The sequence below is a fragment of the Ruegeria sp. HKCCD4884 genome (assembly GCF_013110855.1).
GTDB lineage: Bacteria > Pseudomonadota > Alphaproteobacteria > Rhodobacterales > Rhodobacteraceae > Ruegeria.
The window spans coordinates 139,689-165,579 of the sequence record NZ_WVRJ01000005.1; the positions used below are offsets into that span (position 1 = coordinate 139,689).

Genomic DNA, 25,891 nt, shown 5'->3' on the forward strand with positions numbered 1-25,891 from the left:
CGACCTCACTCTCCACCTTCATCCAGCGTCGGCCCGCCCGTATCGGTCACAAGGCCAACGTTAGAAAACCCGCCCGCATTCAGCGCGCCCATGACCTGCATCACCTGCGCGTAGGGAATTGCACCATCAGCGCGCAGGAACACACGGTCACTGCTCCGCTCTGCCGCAATCGCGCGCAGCTTGCCAATCAACTCTTCGCGCAAGACATCCGTCGTCTGGATTTGCACGCGCCCATCTGCGGTGAGCGTCACGGTCAATGGTTCCTCGTTGTCACCGGGCAAAGCGCTTGCCGCAGTCTTAGGCAGATCGACAGGAACACCCACGGTCAGCAGCGGTGCCGCGACCATGAATATGATCAGCAACACCAGCATGACGTCCACAAACGGGGTCACGTTGATCTCGGCCATGGGCTGAGCGCGCCCGCGACGCCGTCCGCGTCTGCGCCCGTTGCCACCCGAAGATTGCTGAACCGCCGCGCCCATGGTCAGCTGTCCAACTGACGCGACAGAATGGTGGCGAACTCATCGGCAAAAGCCTCATACCCGCCAACGATCCGATCACTATCCGCACTGAGCTTGTTGTAGAAAATAACCGCCGGGATCGCGGCCAACAAACCCAGACCCGTCGCCAACAGCGCTTCGGCAATACCAGGGGCGACAACGGCCAGATTGGTGTTCTGCTGCTCGGCAATTTCGATAAAGGCGTTCATGATGCCCCAGACGGTACCGAACAGGCCAATAAACGGTGCGGTCGAGCCCACCGTGGCCAAAATGGGCAACCCTTTCTGCAAGGTCTCTGCCTCTTTTGCGATGGCAACATCCATCGATCGGTCGATCCGCGCAGTTGCACCGGCGATCAGGCCACCATCATTACGGTGTGACCTTCGCCATTCGATCATACCTGCGGCAAAGATCTTTTCAGAACTGCCGTCCGGTTGCGTTCCGATCTGCTCAAACAGCTCATCCAAAGGGTTGCCCGACCAGAAACTTTCGTCGAACACCTGCGCCTCACGACGCGCGGCCCGATAGTTGATCAGCTTTTGGATGATAATGCCCCAGGACCAGATCGATGCACCGATCAGCATCAGCATCACCAATTTGACGATAAAGGTCGCGCGGGCATACAGCCCCCACATGGAGAAATCGATCTCCTGCGCCAGCGCCAGCGTTTCAGCTTCCATGAACCTGCTCTTTGTTTTTGCCTCACGGCCGTTTTCTTGGCCTTGTTTTGCCAAACGCTAACGCAGTTGGGGTTGAAAAGCCAACAGAACCACCCTTGGTCCGCAAATTGTTACATCAATGCGCGAATCTCTGCCGGAAGGCGGATCGGTTTGCCATCCTTGTTGATGCACACGGCCGTCACCGAGGCGCGAAAGATTTCGGTTTCCCCCCGCCGAACCAACTGCGCCATGGTCAGGCGCACGCCGGAAATCTCAGTCACTTCGGTTTCAACAATCAATTCGTCATCAAACTTGGCAGGCGAAAGATAATCGGCCTCAACCCGCCGCACGACCCAAACAATGCCTTCCTCGCGCATTGCGTTCTGATCATTGCCCAGATTGCGCACCCAATCCGAGCGGGCACGTTCAATGTACCGCAGATAATTCGCGTGATAGACGACACCACCCATGTCGGTGTCTTCATAGTAAACGCGAACCGGGTACGTGTGTTTCATTGTGGCAGCTCCAGCCGGGCAAACAGCCTGAGTGCATGAGACGCATCCTGCGCCGCCCCGGGTAGGACCGGATCATAAGCGGCCCGGATCAATGCAGCAATGTCAGGGCGCAGGATCGTTGCCTCGCCTGCGACAGCCAGCGGTGATTGCGTGCGAAACGCAGTATCGGACCAAAGCAAGGCTGTCTGCACCACCTGGCTAAGGGCAAGCGTTTCCGCCGGAACCTTGGACAATTCCTTGTCCATGCGTAGGAACACAAAGGCTGCGCGAATTGCGCCGTCTTCCTCAAACCGGAATATGCGATACTGATTGGCATCCGCAGCCACCAGGCGTTCCACCAATGGCCCAAGGTCCGGGATCAGTCGATCAAGATCCGGCACTTCCAGCAATTCCTGCCAGTCCCGAAAAAAGAAGACCATGCAATTGGCACCAAGCTCTGGATCGGTTTCTGCCATCTGATGCCCAGCCAAAGTGACAACGGCCTCAAACGCACCTTTCACCGTGGCCAGCGTCTCGTCTTCAACACCAAACACGATTGGCACAATCGGCCGCCCCCAGCGGGCAAACAGAAACTCACCGCTTTCGCGCGTGAACAGCGCCTCGATCTCTTCCGGTGTCACGCCCAACCCTTCATCTTTTCAAAAATACTCTCGCGGAAGGCTTAGAATCTCTGCGCCCGGGCTTCAACCAAACAGATCGCTCTGCCGCTTAGGTGCAGCCATACCCAAATGGGTCCACGCCTTTTGCGCCAACATCCGCCCCCTCGGGGTGCGTTGAATCAATCCCTGCTGCAACAGAAAGGGTTCGATAACTTCTTCCAGCGAGTCGCGGCTTTCAGACAAGGCCGCCGACATCGTCTCGATCCCAACGGGACCGCCACCATAGTTTTCAGCGATCAGCTTCAGATACCGACGGTCCGCGCCATCCAGTCCCAAATGATCCACACCCAGCCGTGTCAAAGCTCCGTCCGCCAGTTCGCGCGTGATCCGCCCGTCGCCTTCAACGATGGCAAAGTCCACAACCCGCCGCAGCAACCGCCCCGCAATCCGAGGGGTGCCACGAGACCTTCGCGCAATCTCTCGTGCGCCATCATCATCTGCAGGCGCGCCCAGCTTCCGCGCGTTGCGCGTGACGATCTCATGCAATTCATCGACCGTATAAAATTGCAGTCGCGTCGGGATGCCGAACCTGTCGCGCAGTGGAGTCGTCAGCAGCCCCATCCGTGTGGTGGCCCCCACCAGCGTGAACGGCTGCAACTCGATCCGCACGGTTCTCGCCGCAGGTCCTTCGCCGATCACCAGATCCAGCTCGAAATCCTCCATCGCGGGATACAGCACCTCTTCCACCGCCGGGTTCAAACGGTGGATTTCATCGATGAACAGCACATCGCGTGCTTCCAGATTGGTCAGGATCGCCGCCAGATCACCCGCCTTGGCCAGAACCGGGCCAGAGGTCATACGAAAGTTGACACCCAGCTCACGCGCCATGATCTGCGCGAGAGTCGTTTTCCCCAATCCCGGCGGGCCATGGAACAAGGTATGGTCCATCGCCTCGCCCCGTTGCTTGGCAGACTGGATAAAGATGCGCAGGTTAGCCCGCGCCTCGGCCTGACCGATGAATTCGTTCAGCCCCTGTGGGCGCAAGGCGCGGTCGTTGTCCTCGGGCAGAGGATCTGGGCGCAGGGTGGGATCAGCGTCTACCATTCACTTACCCTTTCGGAGCCAGAAGTCTGAGCGCGGCTCGGATCAGATCAGCCTCGCCCGCTTCGGGCTGGCTTGCCGCAGCTTCAGCTACAGCGGCTGCTGCGTCAGACGGTCCATATCCAAGATTGGCCAACGCCGACAACGCCCCGGCAGACGCTGCTGCAGCCCCCGATGGAGGTTTCGATGACCGTTTTGGCGCTGGCGCGGGTTCGGCCAGTTCCACTACCTCAAGCGCTGGCCCATCCAGCGCCTCGGCGACCGTGCCGCCCATGGCCATGACACCCGGCGCTTTGTCCTTGAGGTCCAGCACAATCCGCTGCGCCGTTTTAGGCCCTACGCCTTTGGCCGCTTTGACTGCACCCCAATCGCCCAGGGCAATGGCGCGGCTTACACCATCCGGCCCCAAAGCGCTGAGGATTGCCAATGACACCTTTGCACCAACGCCCTGAACCGAGCACAAAAGGCGATGCCATTCCTTTTCGACCAGCGACAGAAACCCATAAAGCTGCATCAGATCTTCGCGCACGACCATGTCGGTATAGATCGAGACGGCCTCGCCCACGCCCGGCAACGCGGCCATGGTCCGGTCGGAGCAATAAACGATATAGCCTACGCCTCGCACATCGATCAGAACGTGATCTGCTGCTCGGTAATCCAGCCGCCCTGTCAGTTTGCCAATCATGCCCGCACCTCTTTCACACGCGCCTGCTGTGTCTTTCCGTAATAGGCGTGACAGATGGCAATCGCCAGCGCATCTGCAGCGTCGGCACCTTTCGGCGAACACCCCGGCAACTGCAGCTTGACCATATGGATAACCTGCTCTTTCTCGGCGTGGCCAACGCCAACCACGGTCTTCTTGACCCGATTGGGAGCGTATTCGCCAACTGGCAATCCAGCCTGCGCCAATGTCAGCAACGCAACGCCCCGCGCCTGACCCAGTTTGAGCGTCCCCGCCCCATCCTTGTTCACAAATGTCTGTTCGATCGCAGCCTGATCCGGCCGGTGATCGGCGATCACCTCAACAATTTGGTTGTGCAGCGACAGCAGACGCTCACCCAGATCATCCCCATCTGACTTGCACAATCCATTGGCAATATGGCTCAGTCGGCTGCCATTTGATTCGATGACGCCCCATCCCAGGGTCCTAAGCCCCGGATCAATGCCCAGAATTCGCATGTTGTGCCTCGGCCTGCTCGGGTTTTGTGATCTTTTTTCAACGCCTAGCACGAAGCGTGAACATTTTCCAAGCGAATTGACCTGAAGTCTGAAAGCGACACCTGTATCTCAGTCGCGACCCCAAAGCAGATTTACGACGTCAAAAAGGTCTGAAAACGGCACCTTTGTTAACGCAAATTTACCAATAAATTAAGGGGGTTTCAGCATTTCAGAGCATTGCAAAAAATGCATAGGACACATGCAAAAACTGTACTTGTACACACTAATTGGCGGCACTAGATGCCGCTCAGATCGCAAGATTGAAAAGTGAACACAAACCAGAAGGAAACAGGATATGGCTGCACTGGACACTACCCGCATCGCCACCACTGGCTCGTTCGGCCTCGTTGGCCGTATCGGCGCGTATTTCGTATCGGCCGTGAACGCCGCAATCGAATGGAATGACGCCCGCGTAACCCGCAACGCGCTGATCGTTCTGAGCGACCGCGAACTGGAAGACATCGGCCTGTGCCGTGGCGACATTGACGCCATCGCCGAAGGCCGTCGGTAATCCTGACCACCACTTACACGCCCCTGGCTTTTTCGTCGTGAGGGCAAAAGAAACACCGCGCGCCCGAACGGCACGCGGTGTTTTTTTGATTAATGCTTAAAATTCAGAAGAGCAGCTTGTTCATTTGCTGGGACAGAGCCTGAGATACAGGATCGATCTGCATCACCCAAGCCCCTGCCTGTTCCACTTTGGTGCCTTCGTTCAGGCTGTCGATTCTGTATTGATATCCCGTCGGCCCAAGGTGAGACAAAAGAAACGCTTTGAACACAAAGAACGCAACAAGCGTGAACAGCAGGACCCGTACTGGCACGGCAGAACTGACCCGTTGCGGCCTCATGACCACCAGACCATCCTTGCGCATCGTTGCGCGATAGCCCCGGCTCATCTTCTGATGCTTCTTGTTCAGGCGATTAACGCGCTGATTGAACTCCAGTTGTTTACCCGTCATGGCAGCCTCCAAAAACCGCCCCCCTCGACTTTGATCAGAAAACGGTAATTAGAGATTGCGACAAAAGCGTGGCAAAATTCCACAAAACTCCTGCAAATGGCCTAATTCGCGCCCTGTTTGCTTAAAATTAGGGTCGTCCATTCACCAATCTCACCCCTGTGCGTAAGATTGAACTCGTTTTGAGAATAAACGGAAACCACATCATCTGCCTGCTCGTTAAGGATTCCCGACAATATCGCATACCCTCCGGGGCGCAGATTCGCGGAGATTTCAGGCGATAGCGCCACCAGCGGACCCTTCAGAATATTGGCAAAGATCAGATCAAACGGGGCGTGTGCTTTGAGGTCAGGATGATCGAAGCCAGCGGCCTCGACGCATTTCACTGCACCTGACATACCGTTTGCCTTCAGGTTCGCCTCGGCCACGTCAACGGCGACTTCGTCGATATCGCTGGCGATGATGTCACCATCCCAGACCCGAGCGGCGGCCATGGCCAAAACAGCCGTACCACAGCCAATATCCGCCACTTTCGATGCAGTAAATCCTTCGTCCAACAAGCGATCCAATGCTTTCAAGCATCCCAATGTCGTGCCGTGATGCCCGGTGCCAAAGGCCATTGCAGCCTCGATCAGCAACGGAATGCGGCCTTCGGGCAGCTTGTCGGCATCATGGCTGCCGTAGACAAAGAACCGCCCTGCTTCGACTGGCGCAAGCTCGCGGCGCACATGTGCGACCCAGTCGGTTTCGGGCAGCTCAGACACGACAAAGGGCTTCGCCTCGAACGCAGCCGCAAGGACCGCCAGCGCGGTTTCGTCTGGGGCTTCGGTGAAAAAGCCGCCCACTTCCCACAGGCCCGAACCGTCCTCGACCTCGAACACACCAACACCGATGGGTTCCGGCTCCAAACGCTCCATGGCTTCGCCCAGACCTTCGGCGGCCTTCTTACCTGTCAGCGTAGTCAGCGCGGTGAATGTGGGCATCTGGGCCTCCTGTCTCAGTTGGCACAGCGCCTAGGACGCCGCGCCGAGAAGGTCAAGCCGCCCAGCCTATTCCGCAGGTGCTGGAGCGTATTTGGTCAGGGTTGTCTCATTGCCCGGTTCGGGATGGCGCGGGATCAACAGCGACAACAGAAGTGAAACAATCGCCATAGCTGCCGCCAAACCAAACACTGCGCCCGGCGAAACCACCCACAAAAGCCCCAGCAATGCAGGCAGGAAAACAGCGGCGATGTGGTTGATCGTGAAAGCCACGGCCGCTGTCGGAGCAATGTCCGCCGGGTCCGCGATTTTCTGAAAATAGGTTTTCAGCGCGAGCGCCAGTGCGAAGAGCACATGGTCGATCACATATAGGATCGCCGCCAGCAACACACCCCAGCCAAACCAGTAGATACCGCCATAAGCCGCAAACACGATAGCCAGCCCGGCATATTCGAAGATCAGGGTGCGCCGCTCGCCAAACTTTGCCACAGCTTTGCCCAGCAAAGGCGCGGCCATCATGTTGATCATCAGGTTGATCAGGTAAAGGCTGGTCAGTTCATGCACTTTGAAACCGAACTTTTCGACCATCATGAACCCGGCAAACACAATAAAGATCTGCCGCCGTGCGCCGGCCATGAATTGTAGCGCATAGTAGAGCCAGTACCGGCGACGCAGGATCAGCTTTTTGGTCTGCGGTGTTGGGGCGTCAAACTGAGGATAGGCGATCAGGCTGAACAGGGCCAACAAGACCGTCACGCCGCCTGCAGCCATGAAAACGAAGTTGTAGGACAGATCAAAGCGTTCCCAGGTCAGAACGATCAACCCGTAGACCACCGCCGTTGCTGCCGACCCCATCGCAACCAGCCATCCCAGAATTTGCGGCGCGCGATCCTTGGGCAGCCATTGAAGCTGCAGCGACTGATTTACCGTTTCATAGTAGTGAAACCCGATCGAGCTGAACAGGGTCACAAACAACAACCCACCCAAGCTGGGGAACCAGGCTGTTACAGCGGTTGCCACCCCAAGCATCATCAGCGAAATCATTGCCAGAACCTGCTCGCGGATGAAAATGATGACAGCGATCACACCAATCGCCAGAAAGCCCGGAATTTCACGTACCGTATGCAGCAGGCCAATATCGGCCCCATCAAAATTCGCCACCTCAATGACGAAATTGTTCAGCAAAGCACTCCACGCGTTAAACGCGATGGGCATAGTCATGGCCATCACAAACAAGAGCGTGACAGGACGACGCCAGAACGGAAGGCTCTGCGCCTCGTTGAGGGGCATGGGATTTAGCATATTGGTCCTCTACGCCCATTTAGTCGTCTTGGCGAGAGGGAAGCCGTTGGCGCACAGCCGCCCTGCGCTGATGCAGAGGTCAGTAAAAGCTCTGCGGGTCGATATCGACAGTCAGGCGGATGTCACCTTTCAGACGCAAAGGCGCGATCCAGCGGGCAATCGCGTCCTGAATAGGGGCCCCTTTTGGGGCTTTGACCAGAAGGCGCACACGGTGCCGTCCGCGAATACGCGCAATCGGCGCTGGTGCAGGGCCAAAAACTTGCCCTCCCACATCGCGCACAGGGGTATCGTTGCGGGCCATCGCGTTGCCGATATCGAAGACCGGGCCGACCTCCGGCCCCGACAACACAATTCCGGCCATGCGCCCATAAGGGGGAACCCCCGCCGCCTGCCGCCCAGCGGCTTCGGCTTTCCAGAATCCTTCCTCATCGCCTGACAGGATCGCCCGGATCACGGGGTGTTCTGGTTGGAACGTCTGCAACAACGCCTGCCCCGGCTTATCCGCCCTGCCAGCACGCCCGGCAACCTGTCGCATCAATTGAAACGTTCGTTCTGCTGCGCGCAGATCGGCACCGTGCAGTGACAGGTCCGCATCAATAACGCCGACCAAGGTGAGTTTGGGGAAGTTATGCCCCTTGGCGACCAACTGAGTGCCGATGATGATGTCCGCATCTCCTGCGGCAATCTCTTCGATCTTGGCTTTCAGCGCACGGGCCGAGCCGAAAAGATCGGAACTCAGCATCGCAATCTTAGCATCCGGAAAGGTCGCCTCGGCCTCTTCTGCCAGCCGCTCGATCCCCGGCCCAACCGGGGCCAGTTTGCCTTCTACGCCGCAGGACGGACAGATTTCGGGCATCGGCTTGGTCTCACCGCATTGGTGGCACATCAGGCGTTTCAGAAACCGATGTTCAACCATGCGCGCGTCGCAATGGTCGCAGGCGATCTGCTCACCGCAAGCCCGGCACAGAGTTACGGGCGCATATCCACGACGGTTTATAAACAGCAGCGATTGTTCACCCTTTTCAACCCGCTGCCGCACCGCCTGTCGCAGGGACGGAGAAATCCATGTTCCGGGCTGCATCTGTTCAGCGCGCATATCAATGGGCTTCATCTCAGGCAGGACCGCCGCGCCAAAGCGCGAGGTCAGATCCACCCGCTCATATTTGCCTGCTTCGGCATTGGCCCAGCTTTCCAACGAGGGCGTGGCGCTGGCCAGAATCACCCGCGCACCACAAATGGCCGCACGCAGAACTGCCATATCCCGCGCGCTGTAGTGCACGCCGTCTTCCTGTTTGTAAGAGGTGTCGTGTTCCTCATCGACCACCACCAACCCCAAATCGCGGAACGGCAAAAACAATGCAGATCGTGCACCTACAACCAGCTGTGCATCCCCCTGCCCAACCATCCGCCAGACCCGGCGGCGTTCCGTCATTGTCGCGCCCGAGTGCCATTCGGCCGGTCGCGCACCAAACCGCGCCTCGACACGTGTCAGGAATTCAGCGGTCAGCGCAATTTCAGGCAGCAAGACCAAAGCCTGGCGTCCCATCCGCAAGGCTTCGGCGACGGCTTCCAGATACACTTCGGTCTTGCCCGAACCTGTAACGCCTTTCAGCAATGTTGTGCCATAATCACCCGTCCGCTGTCCGGCCTGCAATCGGGTCACAGCCGCCGCCTGATCTTCGGTCAGGTCTTTACCCGGCAGGTTCGGATCAAGATGCGGGTACGGCAGATCGCGCGGGCTGTCCTCTTCCCGGACAGCGCCTTGTTTGACCAACCCTTTGACAACAGAGGAGGTTACACCTGCCTGCTCGGCCAGTTCCTTCAGTGTAAAGGCGAGGCCACCATAGTCTCGCAAAACCTCCAGCACACGGGATCGCGCATCGGTCATCCTGTCCGGTTCGCCATTGCCAAGACGATACACTTTGCGCATTGACGGAGGGTCCCCCAGCCCCGGCGCACGGGTTGCCAAACGCAGCATCGCTGGCATCGGTGTCAGCGTGTAGTCGGCGACCTTACCCAGAAACACCTGCATCTCTTCGCGCATCGGTGCAACCTCAAGTACCCGGATCACGGACCGAGCCTTGCTCAGATCAAACCCGCCCTGCCCAGGGCCCCAGACCACGCCAAGAACCTTACGTGGCCCCAAAGGCACTTCGACAAACGCACCCAGAAAACACCCGCCTTCGGGCGCTTTGTAATCCAACGTCCGGTCCAGCGGCTGCGTTGTCAGCACCGCAATCAGCTCTCCTTGGTCGAAAAATACGTTAGCGCTCACAGCATATCCTTAGCAGGGGGTTCCAGCATGGCTCACTTTGAGGTAAAGCCATCCGCGACCAAGGCCAACCCATCAAAGGACTGCCCTCATGAAATTCTTCGTAGACACCGCCGAGATCGACGCCATCGCCGAACTGAGCGATCTTGGCATGGTGGACGGCGTAACCACCAACCCTTCGCTGATCCTAAAGTCGGGTCGCGACATTCTGGAAGTAACCAAAGAGATCTGTGATCTGGTCGACGGTCCGGTTTCGGCCGAGGTTGTCGCCACCGAAGCTGACGACATGATCGCCGAAGGCCGCAAGCTGGCCAAGATCGCGCCAAACATCGCAGTGAAAGTGCCGCTGACATGGGCTGGCCTGAAAACCTGCAAAACGCTCAGCGACGAAGGTCAGATGGTTAACGTGACGCTTTGTTTCTCGACCAATCAGGCCATTCTTGCTGCCAAAGCAGGTGCAACTTTCATCTCGCCTTTCATTGGTCGCCTCGACGACATCAACCTCGACGGCATGGATCTGATTGCCGACATCCGCCAAGTCTATGACAATTACGGGTTCGAGACTGAAATCCTGGCCGCCTCGATCCGCACCGTGAACCATGTGACCGACAGCGCCCGCATTGGTGCCGATGTCATCACTGCTCCGCCAGCCGTGATCAAAAAGCTCGCTGACCACCCGTTGACCGACAAAGGTCTGGAAACCTTCCTGGCCGATTGGGCCAAGACAGGTCAGAAAATCCTCTGACCTTTTGCAAGACCGCGCGGTGCTTTCAGGCACCGCGCCCGGCCCAACGGCCCTTTGCTTGATCTGTGATCAGGCATGGCGGGCGGGAGCCCCTTCGCCACAGCACTCAAGGAAATCCACCTTTGCGTGCATTTTTCCCAAGGCAAAACCGGTCTGGCATGTTATAAGCCGCTCAACAAAAAAAGACCGGACGGGACATGAGCAGCAACCCCAAACTCGAGGATAACCTCCGCGCGGCGATTCTGGCCGAGCCTGACGTCGTGTTGGATGACAAGGATCTGATGCAGGCGCTGGTCACTGCCAATGAACGCGCACGCGGCGACAATGTGATCGATCTGCGCGGCATCGCCATGCAACGGCTCGAAGCGCGGCTGGACCGGTTGGAAGACACCCATCGGTCTGTGATTGCAGCAGCCTACGAGAATCTGGCGGGCACAAACCAAGTGCATCGCGCAATTCTGCGCCTGTTGGAGCCCGTTGAATTCGAAGATTTCCTGCGCGCGCTTGGCGCGGACGTTGCCGATATTTTGCGCGTTGATCATATCACTTTGGTTCTTGAAACAACCGTGGTTCAGGACGATCCAGCAGTCGATACGTTGGGGGGCGTTCTGACAATTGCCGAACCCGGCTTCATCGACCAGTACCTGACCATTGATCGCGGCGGACCAGCCCGCGACGTCACACTGCGCGAGGTACATCATCCCAACCGCCGCATTTTTGGCGCGCTTGCAGATCAATTGCGGTCCGAAGCCTGCCTGAAGCTTGACCTCGGCCCCGGTCGTTTGCCGGGAATGATTGTCATGGGTGCGCGGGATCCGCGGCATTTCACGCCGCAGCTTGGCACCGACCTTTTAAGCTTTTTTGCTGGCGTGTTCGAACGCTCGATGCGCCACTGGCTGTCGTGAGCCTGATCTCACCCGCCTGCCGCGATGCGCTGCAGCATTGGCTGGACAGCTTAGGTGCGCTGGCAGGTAGATCGCAGAACACGCAAACCGCCTATCGCGGGGATGTGACGGATTTTCTGTCCTTTATGACGCTGCACCACGCTGAACGGCAGGGGTTGAAAGCGCTGGAACGGATCACTGTGTCAGATATGCGTGCCTGGATGGCGGACCAACGCAGTGCGGACGTAAGCGCACGATCACTGGCGCGCAAACTCTCAGCCGTCAAAAGCTTTTACCGCTGGCTGGCCGAACGTGAAGGCTTTGAACCCACTGCTGTCTTGTCCACACGCGCACCAAAATTCACCAAGAAACTGCCCCGCCCCCTGGCCGAAGACGCCGCCCGCGCCATGATCGACACGGTCGAGTTGCAATCCAGTTCGGATTGGGTCGCCGCGCGGGATGTGGCCGTGGTCACGTTGCTCTATGGGTGCGGACTGCGCATATCCGAGGCGCTGTCATTGACTGGTGCAGACGTACCTTTACCCGCCACCTTGCGCATCGTTGGCAAGGGCGACAAAGAGAGGGTCGTACCGGTTCTTCCTGCTGCCCGTGAAGCCGTCGACCGGTACGTAAAACTCTGCCCGCACCCGAAGGCACAGGGCGCGCCTTTGTTCCGCGGTGTCCGCGGCGGGGCGTTGAATCCACGTGCGATACAGGGCGTTATGGCCAAAGCGCGGATGCAACTGGGCCTGCCTGCAACCGCAACACCCCACGCCATGCGGCACAGTTTCGCCACGCACCTTCTGTCGGCCGGAGGCGACTTGCGCGCCATTCAGGAACTCCTGGGACATGCGTCGCTTTCAACCACCCAAGCCTATACTGCCGTGGACACGGCGCGGTTGATGGAGGTCTACAACCGTGCGCACCCCAAGGCCTGACACACACATCCATCAAAACCGCACGGCTTTTGGTTTGCATCTCAGGCGTGCATCAGTCATGACGCGTGCATGACACTCAGATTCAAAGCTCTTTCCGTCCATCTCTTCACTGCTACCGGCGCTGTTTTTGCCATGCTCGCCATGCTGGCCGCCGTCGAAGAGAAATGGAGCCTTATGTATCTTTGGCTGGTTGTTTCTTTTGTCGTGGACGGAATCGATGGCCCTCTGGCGCGTCATTACCACGTCAAAAAGAACGCCCCGGAATTTGATGGTGTTCTGCTGGATCTGATCATCGATTACCTGACCTATGTGTTCATACCGGCCTTTGCCCTGTTCAAGTCCGGGCTGATGGACGGCTGGACGGGATGGTTTGCGATCATCGTCATAACTTTTGCCAGCGCGATGTATTTTGCGGACACCCGGATGAAGACCAAGGACAATTCCTTTTCCGGTTTTCCGGGATGCTGGAACATGTTCGTTATCGTGATCTTCGCGCTTGAACCTAATTTCTGGATTATTCTGCTTTTGGTAACACTGCTGTCGCTTGCGATGTTCCTGCCGCTCAAGTTTGTTCATCCCGTACGTACCGAGCGTTGGCGCAGCCTGACGCTGCCTATGGCTCTGGCATGGACGTTCTTTGCCGGTTGGGCGGCCTGGGTCGATTTTCACCCTGAAAGCTGGGCGCATTGGGGTCTGGTGATCACCAGCCTGTATCTGACTTTTGCAGGCATCGCGCAGCAAATCATACCGCAGCGCCGCGCCTGACGCAGCGCTGCCGACAGTCGAGCTACATGACGTCTTGCACCTCGAACTCGGTGCCGTTGTGAGTAAAGACATCGCCCTCTTGCAGGCCCACCATGGCCAGATAAATCGGGCTTTGTGTTGAAATGCCCATATAGGTCTTTCCGTCCACCTCGAACCGGGTGGTCGAAACGCATACGACAAATCTGCGATTGTTGAATTTAATCACTGCGCCGGGTTGAACCGTGTCGGTCAGACCGAAATCGGTGTTTTCAATCACGTCGATCTTAGCGTGGTGTGCATGCACAGGGGCGTCAAACGCAGCCGCCAAGTCAGCGTTTTCGCGTGAGGCGGCAAGGTCATCCTTGTCGTGACCTTCCCGATCATCCAGCTGAGCGTCCTTCAAAAACGCATCGTAATGCGCCTGCGCCGTTGCAAGCTCTTGCGCTTCAAGTGACATCAACCTGTCAATTATGGCCTTCTTTCGGGCGGCGCGATCTTGATCCGTGGTCATGCAATGCGGTCCTTCAAATTCAACAACATATATATGGTGTGCCCGCCGCAGACGGATTGCAACCGAATTTCACAGGTCAGATCAAAAGCCCGGCGGCCCTCTCATGGCGCAACAGGGCCACTTTGGTCTCGACCCCGCCGGCGCCGGAAAAGCCACCAAGACCATTTGCTGAGAGCACCCTGTGGCAGGGAATGATCACCGGAATGGGATTAGCGCCACAAGCCTGGCCTACGGGTTGCGCGGGCTGCCCAAGCTCTTTGGCGATATCTCCGTAAGTACGCGTTTCGCCCAGAGGAATCGCATACATCAGATCGCAGACCTGTCGCTGGAAGTCAGACCCTGCGACGCGGTAAGGAAGGTCAAACCGGTCCAGTTGCCCGGCGTCATACGCTTTCAATTGCGCGGCGGCTTCACGCAACAGATCCGTCGGCTCTCCCACATCGCGGCCATCCCAGACCAGGCGCGTGAGGGCTCCGTCTGTTTCTTCGACACCCAGACATCCAAATTGGGTTTCTACGGCAATCATCGGCATAGGCGCAGCGTTTCAGATCACCAAAGCTGTTGCAAGCAGGGAAAGAAAAACCCCCAGCCGATGGGCTGGGGGCAAGTGTTAACCAAGCGCGTCGTTGCAGCGGCTGCATACACCCGGATGCGTGTGGCGGCCCACGTCGGGCAGGATTTTCCAGCACCGCTGACATTTTTCGCCTTCGGCTTTTTCGAAGACAACACCAACGCCTTCAATCTCCGGGACACGGAAAGCCTCCGCCGGGGCCGGATCCCCCGAGACCGCCAAACCGGAAGTGATGCACATGTCATCTACATCGAACGTCTCCAGAAGATCGCGGGTTTCCTGATCTTCGACATGCACGATCGGCGCAGCCTCAAGGCTGGAACCAATCACTTTGTCCTGACGTTGAACCTCGAGCGCGGCGGTCACGGCGCGGCGGACGCGACGCACTTTGGCCATGCTGGCTTCCAACTCGTCATTGCGCCAGTCGACAGGTGTGTCTGGGAAATCCACCAGATGGACCGAGCTGTCATCGCTCGGGAAGCGTTCCAGCCACACCTCTTCCATGGTGAACACCAGAACCGGAGCCAACCAGGTTGTCAGGCGATGGAACAGAATGTCCAGAACAGTGCGCGACGCACGACGGCGCAGGCTGTCGCCATCGCAGTACAGCGCATCCTTGCGGACGTCGAAGTAGAAAGACGACAGATCAACTGTGGCGAACGTGAACACGGCGCTGAACACGCCCTGAAAGTCGAAGGACGCGTAGCCCTTGCGCACCTGCTCATCCAGTTCGGCCAGACGGCTGAGGACCCAGCGTTCCAGACGCGGCATATCCTCGGGCGCGACCCGATCCGCTTCGGTGAAATCAGCCAGTGAGCCCAGCATGAACCGCATGGTATTGCGCAGGCGACGATAGCTGTCGGCCGTGCCTTTCAGGATCTCAGGCCCGATCCGCTGGTCGGCGGTATAGTCGGTCTGCGCCACCCACAGACGCAGGATATCGGCGCCGTATTGCTTGACGACTTCTTCCGGCACAATCGTGTTGCCCAGCGATTTGGACATTTTGTTGCCTTTGGCGTCCAGCGTGAATCCGTGGGTGACAACGTTCCGATAAGGCGCGCGGCCCTTGGTGCCGCAGGCCTGCAGCATGGACGAATGGAACCACCCGCGGTGCTGGTCGGTGCCTTCCATGTAGACGTCGGCGATGCCGTCCTCGGTGCCATCCTCGCGGTCACGCAGAACGAAGGCGTGGGTCGAGCCCGAGTCGAACCAAACATCCAGCACGTCGAACACCTGATCGTAGTCATCCGGGTTGGCGATGCCGTCGAGGATCTTTTCTTTGAAGCCGTCGGTGTACCAGACGTCAGCGCCATCCTTCTCGAACGCCGCCTTGATGCGCGCGTTCAGGTCCGCGTTGCGCAGCAGATAATCCGCGTCGGTAGGCAAAGCGCCCTTCTTGGTGAAGCAGGTCAGCGGCACACCCCAGGCGCGCTGGCGGGACAGAACCCAGTCCGGGCGGGCTTCGATCATCGAATAGAGGCGGTTGCGTCCGGTCTGCGGCGTCCATTTCACCAGTTCGTCGATGGATCGCAGGGCGCGTTCGCGGATCGTGTCGCCCATCTCGCCCATGCCGTCGTCCAGCTTGCGGTCGACGGATGCAAACCACTGCGGAGTGTTGCGGTAGATGATCGGAGCCTTCGAGCGCCATGAATGCGGATAGCTGTGCTTGATCTTGCCACGCGCCAGCAGCCCGCCGACCTCGACCAGCTTATCGATGACGGCTTTGTTCGCGTCGCCCTCGCCACCCTTGCGGGACAGGATGTATTTGCCGCCAAAGAACGGCAGATCGGCGCGGAACGAACCATCGTCCATCACGTTATAAGTGATGACCTGCTCGAGCATCCCCAAGTCACGATACAGCTCGAATTCTTCCATCCCGTGCGATGGCGCGCAGTGAACGAAGCCGGTCCCTTCGGTGTCGGTCACGAACTCAGCAGCGCGGAAATCGCGGATGTCGTCCCATTCGCCATTGCCGCCTTCGGCTCCGGCCAGCGGGTGGGTCAGTTGAACGCCTTCCAACTCATCTGCGGTCACGTCACGAACGCGGGTCCACTGGTCGTCGTTCAGACGCGCGCGACCCAGAACGTCAGCGGCCAGATTGTCGGCCAGCAGGAACTTGTCGCCTACCTTGGCCCAGCATTCCTCGGGCGCGCCGGTGACTTCGTACAGGCCGTAAGAGATGTCTTTGCCGTAAACGACTGCCTTGTTCGACGGCATGGTCCATGGGGTCGTTGTCCAGATCACGACAAATGCGTCATCCAGATCACCTGCATTCACAACCTTGAACTTCACCCAGATGGTGAAGCTTTCCTTGTCGTGATACTCGACCTCGGCCTCGGCCAGAGCGGTTTTTTCGATGGGTGACCACATCACGGGTTTCGAGCCCTGATAAAGCGTGCCGTTCATCAGAAACTTCATGAACTCATCCGCGATCACAGCCTCGGCGTGATAGTCCATGGTGATGTAGGGATCGGGCCAGTTGCCGGTGATGCCCAGGCGCTTGAACTCTTCGCGCTGGATATCGATCCAGCCCTCGGCGAACTTGCGGCATTCCTGACGGAAATCGACGATGTTCACCTCGTCCTTGTTCTTGCCCTTCTTGCGGTACTGCTCTTCGATCTTCCATTCGATGGGCAGGCCGTGGCAATCCCAGCCGGGCACATAACGCGCGTCGAAACCCATCATCTGATGCGACCGCACGATCATGTCCTTGATGGTCTTGTTCAACGCGTGGCCGATATGCAGGTGGCCGTTCGCGTAAGGAGGACCATCGTGCAGCGTAAAGGGCGTGCGGCCCTCTTTTTCACGCAAGCGGTCATAGACGCCGATGGTTTCCCAGCGCTCCAGCCATGCGGGTTCGCGCTTGGGCAGGCCGGCGCGCATGGGGAATTCGGTTTTGGGCAGGTTCAGCGTGTCTTTGTAATCAGGTGTCTGGATCGTGTCGGCGCACATTGGGGGCGTCCTTTGGATGATCTGGTCGTACTAGGATCGAAGCGGTCGGTGCGAGTTCTCAAACACCTTTGCCCGGCGTCTCAGAGGGTCAGAGCGCCGGGGATATAATTCGAATAATGATGGCCAAACGGTCATGCATGGCGGGCTTATAAGACGCCCGCGCCTAATGGTCCAGAGGTTCTGCCCCATGCGGCGAATGGCGCAGTTTGGCCCAGCGGTTCAGCCATGCCAGACCAGCCAGCGCAAGGCCAAGCGCCAGCAGCGAGAACACCCGGATCAGACCACCGAGACCCGCAATATCGATCAAGAAGACCTTGGCCACAGCCAGACCGATTACAACAAGCCCTGCTTTCCGCATCAAGTCCGACCCACGGGCCAGAGATTGATAGAACAGTGCGGCTCCGATCAGCAGCAGAACCAGCGTATAGGTGTAAAGCTCGGGCTGCGTCACACCGTTGCCTTCGAACATGCCCGCAGAGCCCTGCCAGACATGGCGGATTGTCAGGCCCAGCCACATCGCCACAAGCCCCCCTGCCACGACATAGCTTGTCATCGTGATCTGCTTGGGCATGTCCTTGATCCGCCAAGCGGACCCGGCGATGACCAGCGCGGGCAGCAGATACGCAATTGCAAGCGTGTTGAGAACCGGCAGGCCGAGCACAGGATCGGCGTTTGGGTTTAGCAGCGGGTTTTGCTCGGACACGGCAAGCAACAGATGGAACAGGCCGTGCGCCGCAAAAAACGCGGCCAACACATAGCGCGCGTAATTCAGCTTGCCGCCCAGCTCAAATCTCTGAACCTGAGCAAAGGCCAGCAGCAGCCAGATGACAGCCAGCAGACCCAGCCCCCAATGGCTGTTGTCGGCACCGCCCTCACCAAACCCTTCCAGCCAGCGCAGCAGCAGCAAGGACAGCAGAATGCCACCTGTCGCCCAGGCTGCACTCTCCAGCAACAAGGACGCCACAGGGCGCTGCAAGGGGCGCAACATCCACCAGCCGACGACAAAGCCAATCGTGGCCGAACCGTATACCAATGTCATCTCGGGCACCGGAGCCGTGTTTGCCCAGTCCAGCCCCGGATCAAGCACCAGTCGAACGGTGACGGTGAAGACACCGGCCCATATGAACCAGCTCATCGGGGGCAAAGCGAACCTGCGGTCCAGAGCCGCCGCCACCACGACGCTTGCCACAAGCGCCACCGTCAGCGCCGCCGCGCTGAGCACGATGACGCAGGCAAAGACCAGACAAGACAGCGCAGACAAAGTGGCCAGCGCAGCACGCATCCGATCCTCTCCGTCGACACGGGCAAAACGTTCCGCAAGAACCACCATCAGGACGGCCAGCGCCACAGCGTGTAATGCCCAGGGGTATGCCCCGACCACAGAAGCCGGATGCCAGCCGACCTCCAGTCCGATAGCCATTGCCGGGGCAAACAGAGCGGCCCCTCCGGCCCAGATCGCGCGAAACTGGCTTGCCTGTGCAGACCGCCACGCCATCAGGATTGAGATCAAAGCTCCCAACGCGACCAACACCGTGACGACCATTGGATAGTCGGCCTCAACTGTTTCCGCATAGGTGACAGCAAAGTCACGAAGAACCGCGCCCTGATCAAGCCCATGCGACAAGACATAGAAAACAAGCCCAACCGCCGGCAGGACGGTCAAATCCTGAAGTGCGGGAGCATCCTTGGCCCAAAGCAACAGGGCCAGCACAAGGGCGGTCAACAAGGTGACACCCAGCCAGAACTCGGCCGCCGAATCCGCCCAATGCCAGGACAAGATCGCCGAACTGACTGCAACGGCCCCTGCCGCCAGTCTGGTTGGAAAATCTGGCCAAGGGCGGGACCTTGGATGGCGGATCATTTGAGAGATCATAGGGCCCGCGTGATCCGGCCATATGCGACGCGCGGGAATAGCCATCACCATAACCGCCAGTATCAAAGCGGCGACCAGATAACTCGGTTCTGTGTTCGGCGCGCCCGCCACCAGCAGCAGGTTCGCTGAATAGGCCCCAAACACGGTCAGAACAGACACCCACGCCCAACGCCGCACCGTGTCGATACCAAGCCCCAAAACGGCAACCAGCAGGAAATAGGCATAAAGCCACGAAGGATCCTCGGACGAACCACCGACCATGAAGGGGGCCGCGAATGCTCCGACCAATCCGACCGCCGCCAACAAGGGGCCATGAAACCAACCCAGTACAAGACCAATTAAAGCGACGGCAACCATCCCCGCCAGCGCCGCTTCGGCACCAATCAGGTTGTACAATTGGCGCGCGGCCAGAATTGCCCCGAAAAGGGTAACAAGCCCGGCCCCGGAAAAGACGGATGGCAAATAGGCAGTGGACGCATCCTCATCATCTCCGAACTTCCGGCGCAGAACTTCACCCGCAACGATCAGAAGTGACCCGAACCCAAGTGCTACGAATACGCGGGCCGCCGGAGGCAGCAATCCGTTTTCAACACCGTATTGCACAAGGAATATCCCGGCCAACGCCAGTGACAAGGCTGAGACCACATAAAACCAGTTTTCGCGCATCCATGCGCCCAGCGCGGTAAACCGGTCAGAATTGAATACGACGGCAGGAGAAGGCACGTCCGCCTCAACAGGGGTATCTTCTTCCTGTCGTTTCGGCGCGGCCCATGGGCCGGGTCTGCGCGCTTCTTTTGCAACGTCTGTCTGTAGATCAGGCTCCTTTACCTCGTGGGTTTCAGAACCCACGTTGTCACCTGCCGAGAGATTCGAAATCCGCGCCTCCAGCTCTGCCACTCGGCGGCGCAATCGGGTTTGTCCGACCATCAGCGCGACCAGCGTGACCGGGATTGCCAGAACAATCAGGCCGACAAGAACAAGTAGCGATTCCAAAGCAATCTCCGATCTAAGTCTCGCGGCAAGGCTATCTTGGGGCGATGGCCAATAACAGTCAGGAAAGCTGCAGACCTTCCTAAAACACAGAAATCGCCGGGCGCGCGATCATCAACCACAGGATGACCAACACCGCAAGAAAGGCAGGCACGCCACAAGCGAACCAAAACCGAAACAAACGGTAATAGTCTTGCGGCAAAGACGACCCCTGCTCTGCCGCTGTTCTGGCATAATCCCGCATTCGAAGTTGCACCCAAACCACCGGCAACCAGAAAAGACCGGTCAACACGTAAAGCACCAGGGACAATGCAATCCATCCTTCGCTTAACGACCACCCAATACGCCAAGCCAACAGAGTGCCAGTAATGGGTTGCAGGATGACTGCTGTTGTCGTGAACAAAAGGTCGGCCAGCGCGACGACACCCGCCGTGTGCGCGACGATTTTCGGATCATTGCTGCGATGTGCCATGAGCATGAAAAAGGCAATCCCTGCTCCGGTCCCCAGCAGGACACAGGCGCCAATGACGTGCAACCAGCGCAGGATCAGATCAGGGTCCGTCATCGACTTGCCAACATGGGCAACGCGACAAGGGATAAGACCATCGCGGGCAGGATTTTCACCAGTGGGCCCAGCGGGTCGGTCCAAAATTCCGGTGAGGTAATTGTGGCGGCACCCATGTAGATAACGGCCACGCCAAACTGAGCCCAACAGGCCCGCGTAGCCCATTTACGCCATAGGATGGCCAACCCCAATACGATGTCGACCAGAGACAAGAAAACGACGGCAACCGTGGCCGCAGGCGTTGACCAACCAGCTCCTGTCAGTACGCCCGAGGCTTTGGACAGGCCCGACAACCCGAACAGGCCCGACAGAACCCAGAACAGGCTGAGCGTTGCAACAACCATCGGCATCAACAGCGTCATTCGTGCGGTAAGGCGGTGTTCCCGGGCACAGGGAAGCGATGCGTAGATGTCGGGCAAAGGTGAAAACTTGCGCCCCGTGGCAGCCCTGTAAGGCGCGGGATCTCCGATCACGCCGTCCGCCATGACCGTCATCGCCGTGCTGCGTAGAGGTGATCGCCAGCCAAACCAGGCCAAACCATCGGCTAACGCCGCAACGGCTTTGGTCATAACCGGCGGTAAACTTACTGAGAAACGCGCCGCAGGAAACCCTAGCCATTGCCGGGTGTGGCGCACCACGTCCGACAGGCTGTGCGGGCTGTCCTCGACAAGGTCATACGTGCCTTGCGGCAAATCCCCCGCAATGGCATCGACGACCGTGGCGCAAAGGTCAGGCATCCCCACGCACTGCACTGGCGTATTGGGATAGGCCAAGGGTTGAACCCAAGGCACAGCGGCCAACATGCGCAGCAGTGCTGTGCCGCCAAAATCCGTCTGTCCGATAACAAGCCCGGGCTTCAGCACCCAAAGCGGAACGCCCGACGCACGCAGAGCCTGATCTCCGGCCGCTTTGGTGCGCAGGAAATGCGTGCTTGCTGCAGGTTCCGCACCGATGGCGGAAATCTGGACAATACTGATCTTCTGATCCGCGCAAGCGTTGGCCAGGGCCGCGATCGCTGTGTGGTGCACGGTTTCCAGATCGTCTTTGGCATTGTCCTGTAAAGCACCGGCGCAATTCACGACGACATCGACGTTTTCTAACAGACCCAGCCAATCTTGCGTGTGAAGAAGATCGCGCATTTCAGCCTGCTTAAGCGGAACACCCGGCAAGATCCGTGCCCCTTGCGCAAGGTTGCGTACAGCGCCTTGAACCGAGGCACCTTCGGCTTGCAACGTACGCGTGACTGCCGCGCCAATGAAGCCGTAAGCGCCCAGAACCAATACGTGTTGTTCAGATAAAGAGAGACGTGGCATCGGTTTTCGCACCCGTTTTTGGCCACTCTACCCAAGTGCTGCATATTGGCCAGCCGCCACAGCCGCGCTGCGACAATTAAGGATGGAACAGAGACCCGACCAGATACGCGATCAGCGCAGCCAGCCCTCCGATCAACAGCGTCTCTATCCCTGACCGCCACCATGGGGACAGAGACCAACGACTTTTGAGTGCACCTATCGCAAAAAAGACTCCCATGGTCATCCAGGCGGACATCGCAAATGCGTTCGGAACCGAAGCCAGAAAGGGCAACAGGGGGATCATCCCAGCCACGAGGAAGGCAAAGAATGTGGCCAGCGCCGCCTTCAACGGATGCGGGTCAACACTGCCCAACCCATACTCTCCTTCGATCATCAGGTTGATCCAGTTTTCGTGACTCGAGGTGATCTCGGCCGTGGCTTCGGTCAAAACGTCGCCCGACAACCCCTTTTGCGCAAGGATCTCGCGCACTTCTTCCCGCTCGCCATCGGGGTACAAGGCTATGTGGCGTTCCTCGACCGCGCGGATGCGCCGAATGTTGTCCAGTTCCGCCTTGGTGCCCGAGTAATTGCCCGCAGCCATGGAAAACCCGTCAGCCAGCACATTCGCCAAACCCAACGCAACGATCACAAACGGGGAAAGCCCTGCCCCCGCGACCCCTGCCACGATGGCAAAGGTGGTAACAGACCCGTCGATGCCGCCATAGACAACATCGCGCAACACACCACGACCAGGCGGTGCATTGATCCGTTCGGCGATTTCCTGCGGGCTGTGACCGTGATCCGTCATGGCTGGCTCCTCCGACACTCCTAGTGTGACGAAGGGTGGGCTATGACGCTTTGCTTTGGATCAACCCTTGGAAAACAGGCCCTGCAAGGCGCGTTTGATGATACCGCGCGTTGACGGTTTGTGCCGTTCAGAGAATGGCAGCGGGCGACACACCTCCATCGCGGCCACTCCCACACGTGCGCTGAGCGCCCCGTTGACCAACCCCTCTCCGAACCGGCGAGACAGTTTGCTGAGAACGGATCCGCCCAGAACAGGCTCCAGCAGATCGTCGCCGACGGCCACCGCGCCTGTGGCGACCAGATGTACAAACACGGCACGGGTCAAACGCCAACTGCCTAGCGTACCGGCCCGACCGCCGTAGATTTCCGCGACCCGGCGGATCATCCGAAGCGACGCGGCCAGCGCTGTCACAACATCTGCCAAGGCCAATGGGACTAAGGCGGTTACGGTTGCGACCTGCCGGGCCGCAGCCTCAACTTCTCGGCTGGCCGCTTCGTCTAGCGGAGCCAGCAGCTCATCTTCGGCAAGGCTCAGCAACGCCGAGGCATCAAATTGATCCCCCATACGCTCTGCCAGTCGGTCGCGGCCCCAGCGGGTCTCTTCCCGGCCTTTGTAAAAGGTGATCAGACGATTGGTGACAACACGGGCCTGTGCCAGATCGGCATCCGTCAAGGCCGTATCCGCCGCGCGGCGCATTCCATCGACCCGCGACAACCGCCCCAAAGCTGCCAATTCGCGGATTGCAATGATCAATCCAACCAGCACCAATGCCGCCAGCAGGCCAACTACGACCCACCCCAGAATTGGCGTCCGCGCCACCAGTGAAGTTGCAAAATCCCAAGCTGCAACAGAGATTGCCGCGCCAACAACAGCCAAGGCCAGCCCCCAAAACCAACGCGCCAAGACGGATGGTTTTCGGGCGGCAAGCCTCGCAGCGCTCTGCATCGCTTGCCCTTGAGGCTGCGCCACATCTGGCACCGGAGGGGCCTGCGCAACATCAGCGGCGGGATCATCCGCTTCAAGATCGATCAGAACCGGGCCTTTAGCCATGGGTCATACCTTTGCTATGCCAGACAAATTTAATATCCGGCAGGTTTTCGTCATTATCCGCGCCATCGCTGCACGCTGCTTCGGCAAAGCCGTTGCGCTCATAAAATTCACAAGCCCCTGTGTTGGCCTGAAACGAATACAAGCTAAGCCGGGTTTGTCGCGATTTCGCGTGATCCAGCAATTGCCGCCCGATCCCTCGCCTTCGCGCCTGCGCGTCCAGATAAAGCGAATGGATTTCGGTACCGTTGAGCGCCAGAAACCCGACCACGCCCAAGTCACTTTCCGCAACAGTTACCCAATCCTGATCGATCATTTTACCGCAAAAGGCGATGGTTTCAGCGCAACTGTGCAGATTTGGCATCCAGTCATTTTCCACGGTGAAACCGTGCAGGATTGTCCCGATGGTACCAGCATCTGTGGTACGTGCAGGGCGCAAGATAACGGTCACAACCTGTCTCCGATCAGGAACTGAGCTGCGCGATCCAAACGGATATGCGGCGGCCCGTCGCCGGGTTTCAGGGTTAGATGCGCAGGGGCAAATGCCATGAACCCATAATCTTCATCCAACCAACTGTGCGCCCCATTTCGCGCCGGACCCAAAAGATGCGCTGGGTCTTCAGGCAATTCGCCGGGATAGAACGCAGCCTGTTTCCCGCTGTCCAACAGAGTGCCCCTTACACATGGCAGCTCCACCCCATTGTGCTGGCGCATTTCTTCGGTCGTGGCGCGCAGCGAGGCTAGGGACAGAGCTGCCGTTTGCGCCCCCGCGAAATTCGCGCGGTCTCGTGCCTCGCGTGTCAACGCTTCGATGATCGCCGTCATGCGGGGATGTTGTGTGTGGTGCAAATGGTCGGCTTTAGTCGCCGCAAACAGGATGCGTTCGACCCGCTTGCCCAACAGTAACTGGCTGAGCCACGCATTCCGACCGGGGCGAAAGGCCGACAATATATCGGCCATCGCGCGGCGCATATCCTCAACCGCCTGCGGGCCTTTGTGGATCGCGCCCAGTGCGTCGACCAAAACCACCTGCCGGTCGATGCGCGAAAAGTGGTCGCGAAAAAAGGGTTTCACCACCTGAGACTTATAAGCCTCAAATCGCCGCTCCATCTCACGCTGAAGAGTTTTGCGGCGCGACGGTCCGGACACAGCCAAAGGCGCAAAGGTCAAAACCGGTGAGCCCGCCAGATCACCCGGCAACAAGAAACGCCCCGGGGTGCAGTCATAAAAACCAGCTTCACGCGCCTGATTGAGATAAGCCGTGAACGCCGCCGCCAGAGCTTGCGCCGTCGGCTCGTCATGCGCACCAGACGGGTCTGTGGCCTTGACCAGCGCCAGATACTCGGCTGCCTCGGCACGGGTCTCGATGCGCGTCAGTGTCTCTTGCGACCAATCTTCGTAAGATTTGTCCAGCAAAGCCAGATCCAGCAGCCACTCACCGGGGTAGTCCACGATGTCCAAATGCACTGTTCGCGGCCCCTGCAACCCGGCAAGTAACCCTGCGGGGCGCGCCTTGAACGACAAACGCAGTTCGGACACAGCGCGGGTGCTGTCGGGCCAATGCGGCGTGGGGCCCGTCAGAGCGGACAGGTGGCTTTCATAGTCGAACCGGGGCACCGTATCGTCCGGCTGTGGTTGCAGATAAGCGGCGTTGATCCGCCCTTCTTGCTGCGCGGTCAGGCCGGTCATGCGGCCCCGGTCCAACAGGTTGGCCACCAGCGAGGTGATGAAAACCGTCTTGCCCGATCGCGCCAGCCCGGTGACACCCAGACGGATGACCGGCTCGAAAAACGTCTCGGACACGGTATCGCCGATGGTTTCGACGCCACGCACAAGACTGTCTGCCAGTGATGAGATGACCAAACTGTC

General features: G+C 58.7%; 26 protein-coding genes. 5 read left to right on the plus strand and 21 right to left on the minus strand.

Going from position 1 to position 25,891, the window contains the following annotated elements:
- Nucleotides 1–5 precede the first annotated feature (5 nt).
- The 7 genes from tolR to ruvC all read right to left on the minus strand — a co-directional run bounded on the left by tolR (nucleotide 6) and on the right by ruvC (nucleotide 4,553).
- Nucleotides 6–482, minus strand: a complete 477-nt coding sequence (gene tolR, locus GS636_RS09595) for a protein TolR (protein ID WP_152457226.1) — start codon at nucleotides 480–482, stop codon at nucleotides 6–8.
- A 2-nt stretch (nucleotides 483–484) separates the two neighbouring features.
- Entirely contained in the window at nucleotides 485–1,180 is a 696-nt protein-coding gene (gene tolQ, locus GS636_RS09600) for a protein TolQ (RefSeq protein WP_171186917.1), read from the minus strand.
- Nucleotides 1,181–1,290: 110 nt separating this feature from the next.
- Nucleotides 1,291–1,674, minus strand: a complete 384-nt coding sequence (gene ybgC, locus GS636_RS09605) for a tol-pal system-associated acyl-CoA thioesterase (protein ID WP_171669287.1) — start codon at nucleotides 1,672–1,674, stop codon at nucleotides 1,291–1,293.
- Nucleotides 1,671–2,294: a hypothetical protein gene (locus GS636_RS09610; protein WP_171669288.1), complete on the minus strand. Its 624-nt coding sequence runs from the start codon at nucleotides 2,292–2,294 to the stop codon at nucleotides 1,671–1,673. The genes ybgC and GS636_RS09610 overlap by 4 nt, the downstream gene beginning before the upstream one ends.
- 63 nt (nucleotides 2,295–2,357) lie before the next feature.
- Nucleotides 2,358–3,377 carry a Holliday junction branch migration DNA helicase RuvB gene (ruvB, locus tag GS636_RS09615; protein WP_171094214.1) on the minus strand — a complete coding sequence of 340 codons (1,020 nt, stop codon included), beginning with the start codon at nucleotides 3,375–3,377 and terminating at the stop codon, nucleotides 2,358–2,360.
- A gap of 4 nt (nucleotides 3,378–3,381) precedes the next feature.
- Nucleotides 3,382–4,059, minus strand: coding sequence for a Holliday junction branch migration protein RuvA (gene ruvA / locus GS636_RS09620; RefSeq protein WP_171669289.1), 678 nt, complete (start codon nucleotides 4,057–4,059; stop codon nucleotides 3,382–3,384).
- Nucleotides 4,056–4,553: a crossover junction endodeoxyribonuclease RuvC gene (gene ruvC, locus GS636_RS09625; protein WP_171669290.1), complete on the minus strand. Its 498-nt coding sequence runs from the start codon at nucleotides 4,551–4,553 to the stop codon at nucleotides 4,056–4,058. The genes ruvA and ruvC overlap by 4 nt, the downstream gene beginning before the upstream one ends.
- A 334-nt stretch (nucleotides 4,554–4,887) precedes the next feature.
- Here ruvC and GS636_RS09630 point away from each other — a divergent pair, with 334 nt between their 5' ends.
- Entirely contained in the window at nucleotides 4,888–5,103 is a 216-nt protein-coding gene (locus GS636_RS09630) for a DUF1127 domain-containing protein (protein ID WP_171186923.1), read from the plus strand.
- 103 nt (nucleotides 5,104–5,206) lie between these two features.
- Here the strand turns inward: GS636_RS09630 and GS636_RS09635 are convergent, their stop codons facing one another.
- From GS636_RS09635 to GS636_RS09650, 4 genes are all read right to left on the minus strand, one after another.
- A complete protein-coding gene (locus GS636_RS09635; RefSeq protein WP_171235318.1) occupies nucleotides 5,207–5,551 on the minus strand; it encodes a hypothetical protein in 345 nt (114 codons plus the stop codon).
- Between the two features lie 101 nt (nucleotides 5,552–5,652).
- Nucleotides 5,653–6,531 carry a 50S ribosomal protein L11 methyltransferase gene (locus GS636_RS09640; RefSeq protein WP_171669291.1) on the minus strand — a complete coding sequence of 293 codons (879 nt, stop codon included), beginning with the start codon at nucleotides 6,529–6,531 and terminating at the stop codon, nucleotides 5,653–5,655.
- 66 nt (nucleotides 6,532–6,597) lie between these two features.
- Nucleotides 6,598–7,830, minus strand: coding sequence for an MFS transporter (locus tag GS636_RS09645; RefSeq protein WP_171186929.1), 1,233 nt, complete (start codon nucleotides 7,828–7,830; stop codon nucleotides 6,598–6,600).
- A gap of 79 nt (nucleotides 7,831–7,909) precedes the next feature.
- The gene (locus tag GS636_RS09650) at nucleotides 7,910–10,105 is read right to left on the minus strand and encodes a primosomal protein N' (RefSeq protein ID WP_171669292.1); all 2,196 of its coding nucleotides are present in this window, start codon (nucleotides 10,103–10,105) and stop codon (nucleotides 7,910–7,912) included.
- 88 nt (nucleotides 10,106–10,193) lie between these two features.
- On the opposite strand from GS636_RS09650, the gene fsa reads away from it, so the two are divergent.
- The 4 genes from fsa to GS636_RS09670 all read left to right on the plus strand — a co-directional run bounded on the left by fsa (nucleotide 10,194) and on the right by GS636_RS09670 (nucleotide 13,434).
- Entirely contained in the window at nucleotides 10,194–10,847 is a 654-nt protein-coding gene (fsa, locus tag GS636_RS09655) for a fructose-6-phosphate aldolase (protein WP_171669293.1), read from the plus strand.
- Nucleotides 10,848–11,044: 197 nt separating this feature from the next.
- Nucleotides 11,045–11,752 (plus strand): DUF484 family protein, encoded by a 708-nt coding sequence (locus GS636_RS09660; protein ID WP_171094228.1) that lies wholly within the window; start codon nucleotides 11,045–11,047, stop codon nucleotides 11,750–11,752.
- Nucleotides 11,749–12,669, plus strand: a complete 921-nt coding sequence (locus GS636_RS09665) for a tyrosine-type recombinase/integrase (protein WP_171669294.1) — start codon at nucleotides 11,749–11,751, stop codon at nucleotides 12,667–12,669. The genes GS636_RS09660 and GS636_RS09665 overlap by 4 nt, the downstream gene beginning before the upstream one ends.
- Before the next feature lie 69 nt (nucleotides 12,670–12,738).
- On the plus strand, nucleotides 12,739–13,434 hold the full coding sequence (locus GS636_RS09670) for a phosphatidylcholine/phosphatidylserine synthase (protein WP_171094233.1): 696 nt from the start codon (nucleotides 12,739–12,741) through the stop codon (nucleotides 13,432–13,434).
- A gap of 22 nt (nucleotides 13,435–13,456) precedes the next feature.
- Here GS636_RS09670 and GS636_RS09675 read toward each other — a convergent pair whose 3' ends face one another.
- From GS636_RS09675 to GS636_RS09720, 10 genes are all read right to left on the minus strand, one after another.
- Nucleotides 13,457–13,924, minus strand: a complete 468-nt coding sequence (locus GS636_RS09675; RefSeq protein WP_171094234.1) for a hypothetical protein — start codon at nucleotides 13,922–13,924, stop codon at nucleotides 13,457–13,459.
- A 76-nt stretch (nucleotides 13,925–14,000) separates the two neighbouring features.
- Nucleotides 14,001–14,456, minus strand: coding sequence for a methylated-DNA--[protein]-cysteine S-methyltransferase (locus GS636_RS09680; protein ID WP_171094236.1), 456 nt, complete (start codon nucleotides 14,454–14,456; stop codon nucleotides 14,001–14,003).
- A gap of 78 nt (nucleotides 14,457–14,534) precedes the next feature.
- A complete protein-coding gene (gene ileS / locus GS636_RS09685) occupies nucleotides 14,535–17,447 on the minus strand; it encodes an isoleucine--tRNA ligase (RefSeq protein ID WP_171669295.1) in 2,913 nt (970 codons plus the stop codon).
- Nucleotides 17,448–17,610: 163 nt separating this feature from the next.
- The gene (locus tag GS636_RS09690; protein ID WP_171669296.1) at nucleotides 17,611–20,313 is read right to left on the minus strand and encodes a DUF2339 domain-containing protein; all 2,703 of its coding nucleotides are present in this window, start codon (nucleotides 20,311–20,313) and stop codon (nucleotides 17,611–17,613) included.
- 79 nt (nucleotides 20,314–20,392) lie between these two features.
- Nucleotides 20,393–20,875, minus strand: coding sequence for a DUF2269 domain-containing protein (locus GS636_RS09695; RefSeq protein ID WP_171669297.1), 483 nt, complete (start codon nucleotides 20,873–20,875; stop codon nucleotides 20,393–20,395).
- A complete protein-coding gene (locus tag GS636_RS09700) occupies nucleotides 20,872–22,188 on the minus strand; it encodes an SDR family oxidoreductase (protein ID WP_171669298.1) in 1,317 nt (438 codons plus the stop codon). The genes GS636_RS09695 and GS636_RS09700 overlap by 4 nt, the downstream gene beginning before the upstream one ends.
- Nucleotides 22,189–22,264: 76 nt before the next feature.
- Nucleotides 22,265–22,975 carry a VIT1/CCC1 transporter family protein gene (locus GS636_RS09705; protein ID WP_171094246.1) on the minus strand — a complete coding sequence of 237 codons (711 nt, stop codon included), beginning with the start codon at nucleotides 22,973–22,975 and terminating at the stop codon, nucleotides 22,265–22,267.
- Between the two features lie 60 nt (nucleotides 22,976–23,035).
- Entirely contained in the window at nucleotides 23,036–24,025 is a 990-nt protein-coding gene (locus tag GS636_RS09710; RefSeq protein WP_171669299.1) for a YcjF family protein, read from the minus strand.
- Nucleotides 24,018–24,473, minus strand: a complete 456-nt coding sequence (locus GS636_RS09715) for a GNAT family N-acetyltransferase (protein WP_171669300.1) — start codon at nucleotides 24,471–24,473, stop codon at nucleotides 24,018–24,020. Before GS636_RS09715 ends, GS636_RS09710 begins: the two co-directional genes overlap by 8 nt.
- Nucleotides 24,470–25,885: a YcjX family protein gene (locus GS636_RS09720; RefSeq protein WP_171669301.1), complete on the minus strand. Its 1,416-nt coding sequence runs from the start codon at nucleotides 25,883–25,885 to the stop codon at nucleotides 24,470–24,472. The genes GS636_RS09715 and GS636_RS09720 overlap by 4 nt, the downstream gene beginning before the upstream one ends.
- Nucleotides 25,886–25,891: the final 6 nt, after the last annotated feature.

What these genes read in the sequence shown, in the direction of transcription:
- tolR (WP_152457226.1), bottom strand. Translation starts at nt 482, where the DNA reads ATGGGCGCGGCGGTTCAGCAATCTTCGGGTGGCAACGGGCGCAGACGC.
- tolQ (WP_171186917.1), bottom strand. Translation starts at nt 1,180, where the DNA reads ATGGAAGCTGAAACGCTGGCGCTGGCGCAGGAGATCGATTTCTCCATG.
- ybgC (WP_171669287.1), bottom strand. Translation starts at nt 1,674, where the DNA reads ATGAAACACACGTACCCGGTTCGCGTTTACTATGAAGACACCGACATG.
- ruvB (WP_171094214.1), bottom strand. Translation starts at nt 3,377, where the DNA reads ATGGTAGACGCTGATCCCACCCTGCGCCCAGATCCTCTGCCCGAGGAC.
- ruvA (WP_171669289.1), bottom strand. Translation starts at nt 4,059, where the DNA reads ATGATTGGCAAACTGACAGGGCGGCTGGATTACCGAGCAGCAGATCAC.
- ruvC (WP_171669290.1), bottom strand. Translation starts at nt 4,553, where the DNA reads ATGCGAATTCTGGGCATTGATCCGGGGCTTAGGACCCTGGGATGGGGC.
- GS636_RS09630 (WP_171186923.1), top strand. Translation starts at nt 4,888, where the DNA reads ATGGCTGCACTGGACACTACCCGCATCGCCACCACTGGCTCGTTCGGC.
- GS636_RS09635 (WP_171235318.1), bottom strand. Translation starts at nt 5,551, where the DNA reads ATGACGGGTAAACAACTGGAGTTCAATCAGCGCGTTAATCGCCTGAAC.
- GS636_RS09640 (WP_171669291.1), bottom strand. Translation starts at nt 6,531, where the DNA reads ATGCCCACATTCACCGCGCTGACTACGCTGACAGGTAAGAAGGCCGCC.
- GS636_RS09645 (WP_171186929.1), bottom strand. Translation starts at nt 7,830, where the DNA reads ATGCTAAATCCCATGCCCCTCAACGAGGCGCAGAGCCTTCCGTTCTGG.
- fsa (WP_171669293.1), top strand. Translation starts at nt 10,194, where the DNA reads ATGAAATTCTTCGTAGACACCGCCGAGATCGACGCCATCGCCGAACTG.
- GS636_RS09660 (WP_171094228.1), top strand. Translation starts at nt 11,045, where the DNA reads ATGAGCAGCAACCCCAAACTCGAGGATAACCTCCGCGCGGCGATTCTG.
- GS636_RS09670 (WP_171094233.1), top strand. Translation starts at nt 12,739, where the DNA reads ATGACACTCAGATTCAAAGCTCTTTCCGTCCATCTCTTCACTGCTACC.
- GS636_RS09675 (WP_171094234.1), bottom strand. Translation starts at nt 13,924, where the DNA reads ATGACCACGGATCAAGATCGCGCCGCCCGAAAGAAGGCCATAATTGAC.
- GS636_RS09680 (WP_171094236.1), bottom strand. Translation starts at nt 14,456, where the DNA reads ATGCCGATGATTGCCGTAGAAACCCAATTTGGATGTCTGGGTGTCGAA.
- ileS (WP_171669295.1), bottom strand. Translation starts at nt 17,447, where the DNA reads ATGTGCGCCGACACGATCCAGACACCTGATTACAAAGACACGCTGAAC.
- GS636_RS09695 (WP_171669297.1), bottom strand. Translation starts at nt 20,875, where the DNA reads ATGACGGACCCTGATCTGATCCTGCGCTGGTTGCACGTCATTGGCGCC.
- GS636_RS09700 (WP_171669298.1), bottom strand. Translation starts at nt 22,188, where the DNA reads ATGCCACGTCTCTCTTTATCTGAACAACACGTATTGGTTCTGGGCGCT.
- GS636_RS09705 (WP_171094246.1), bottom strand. Translation starts at nt 22,975, where the DNA reads ATGACGGATCACGGTCACAGCCCGCAGGAAATCGCCGAACGGATCAAT.
- GS636_RS09710 (WP_171669299.1), bottom strand. Translation starts at nt 24,025, where the DNA reads ATGGCTAAAGGCCCGGTTCTGATCGATCTTGAAGCGGATGATCCCGCC.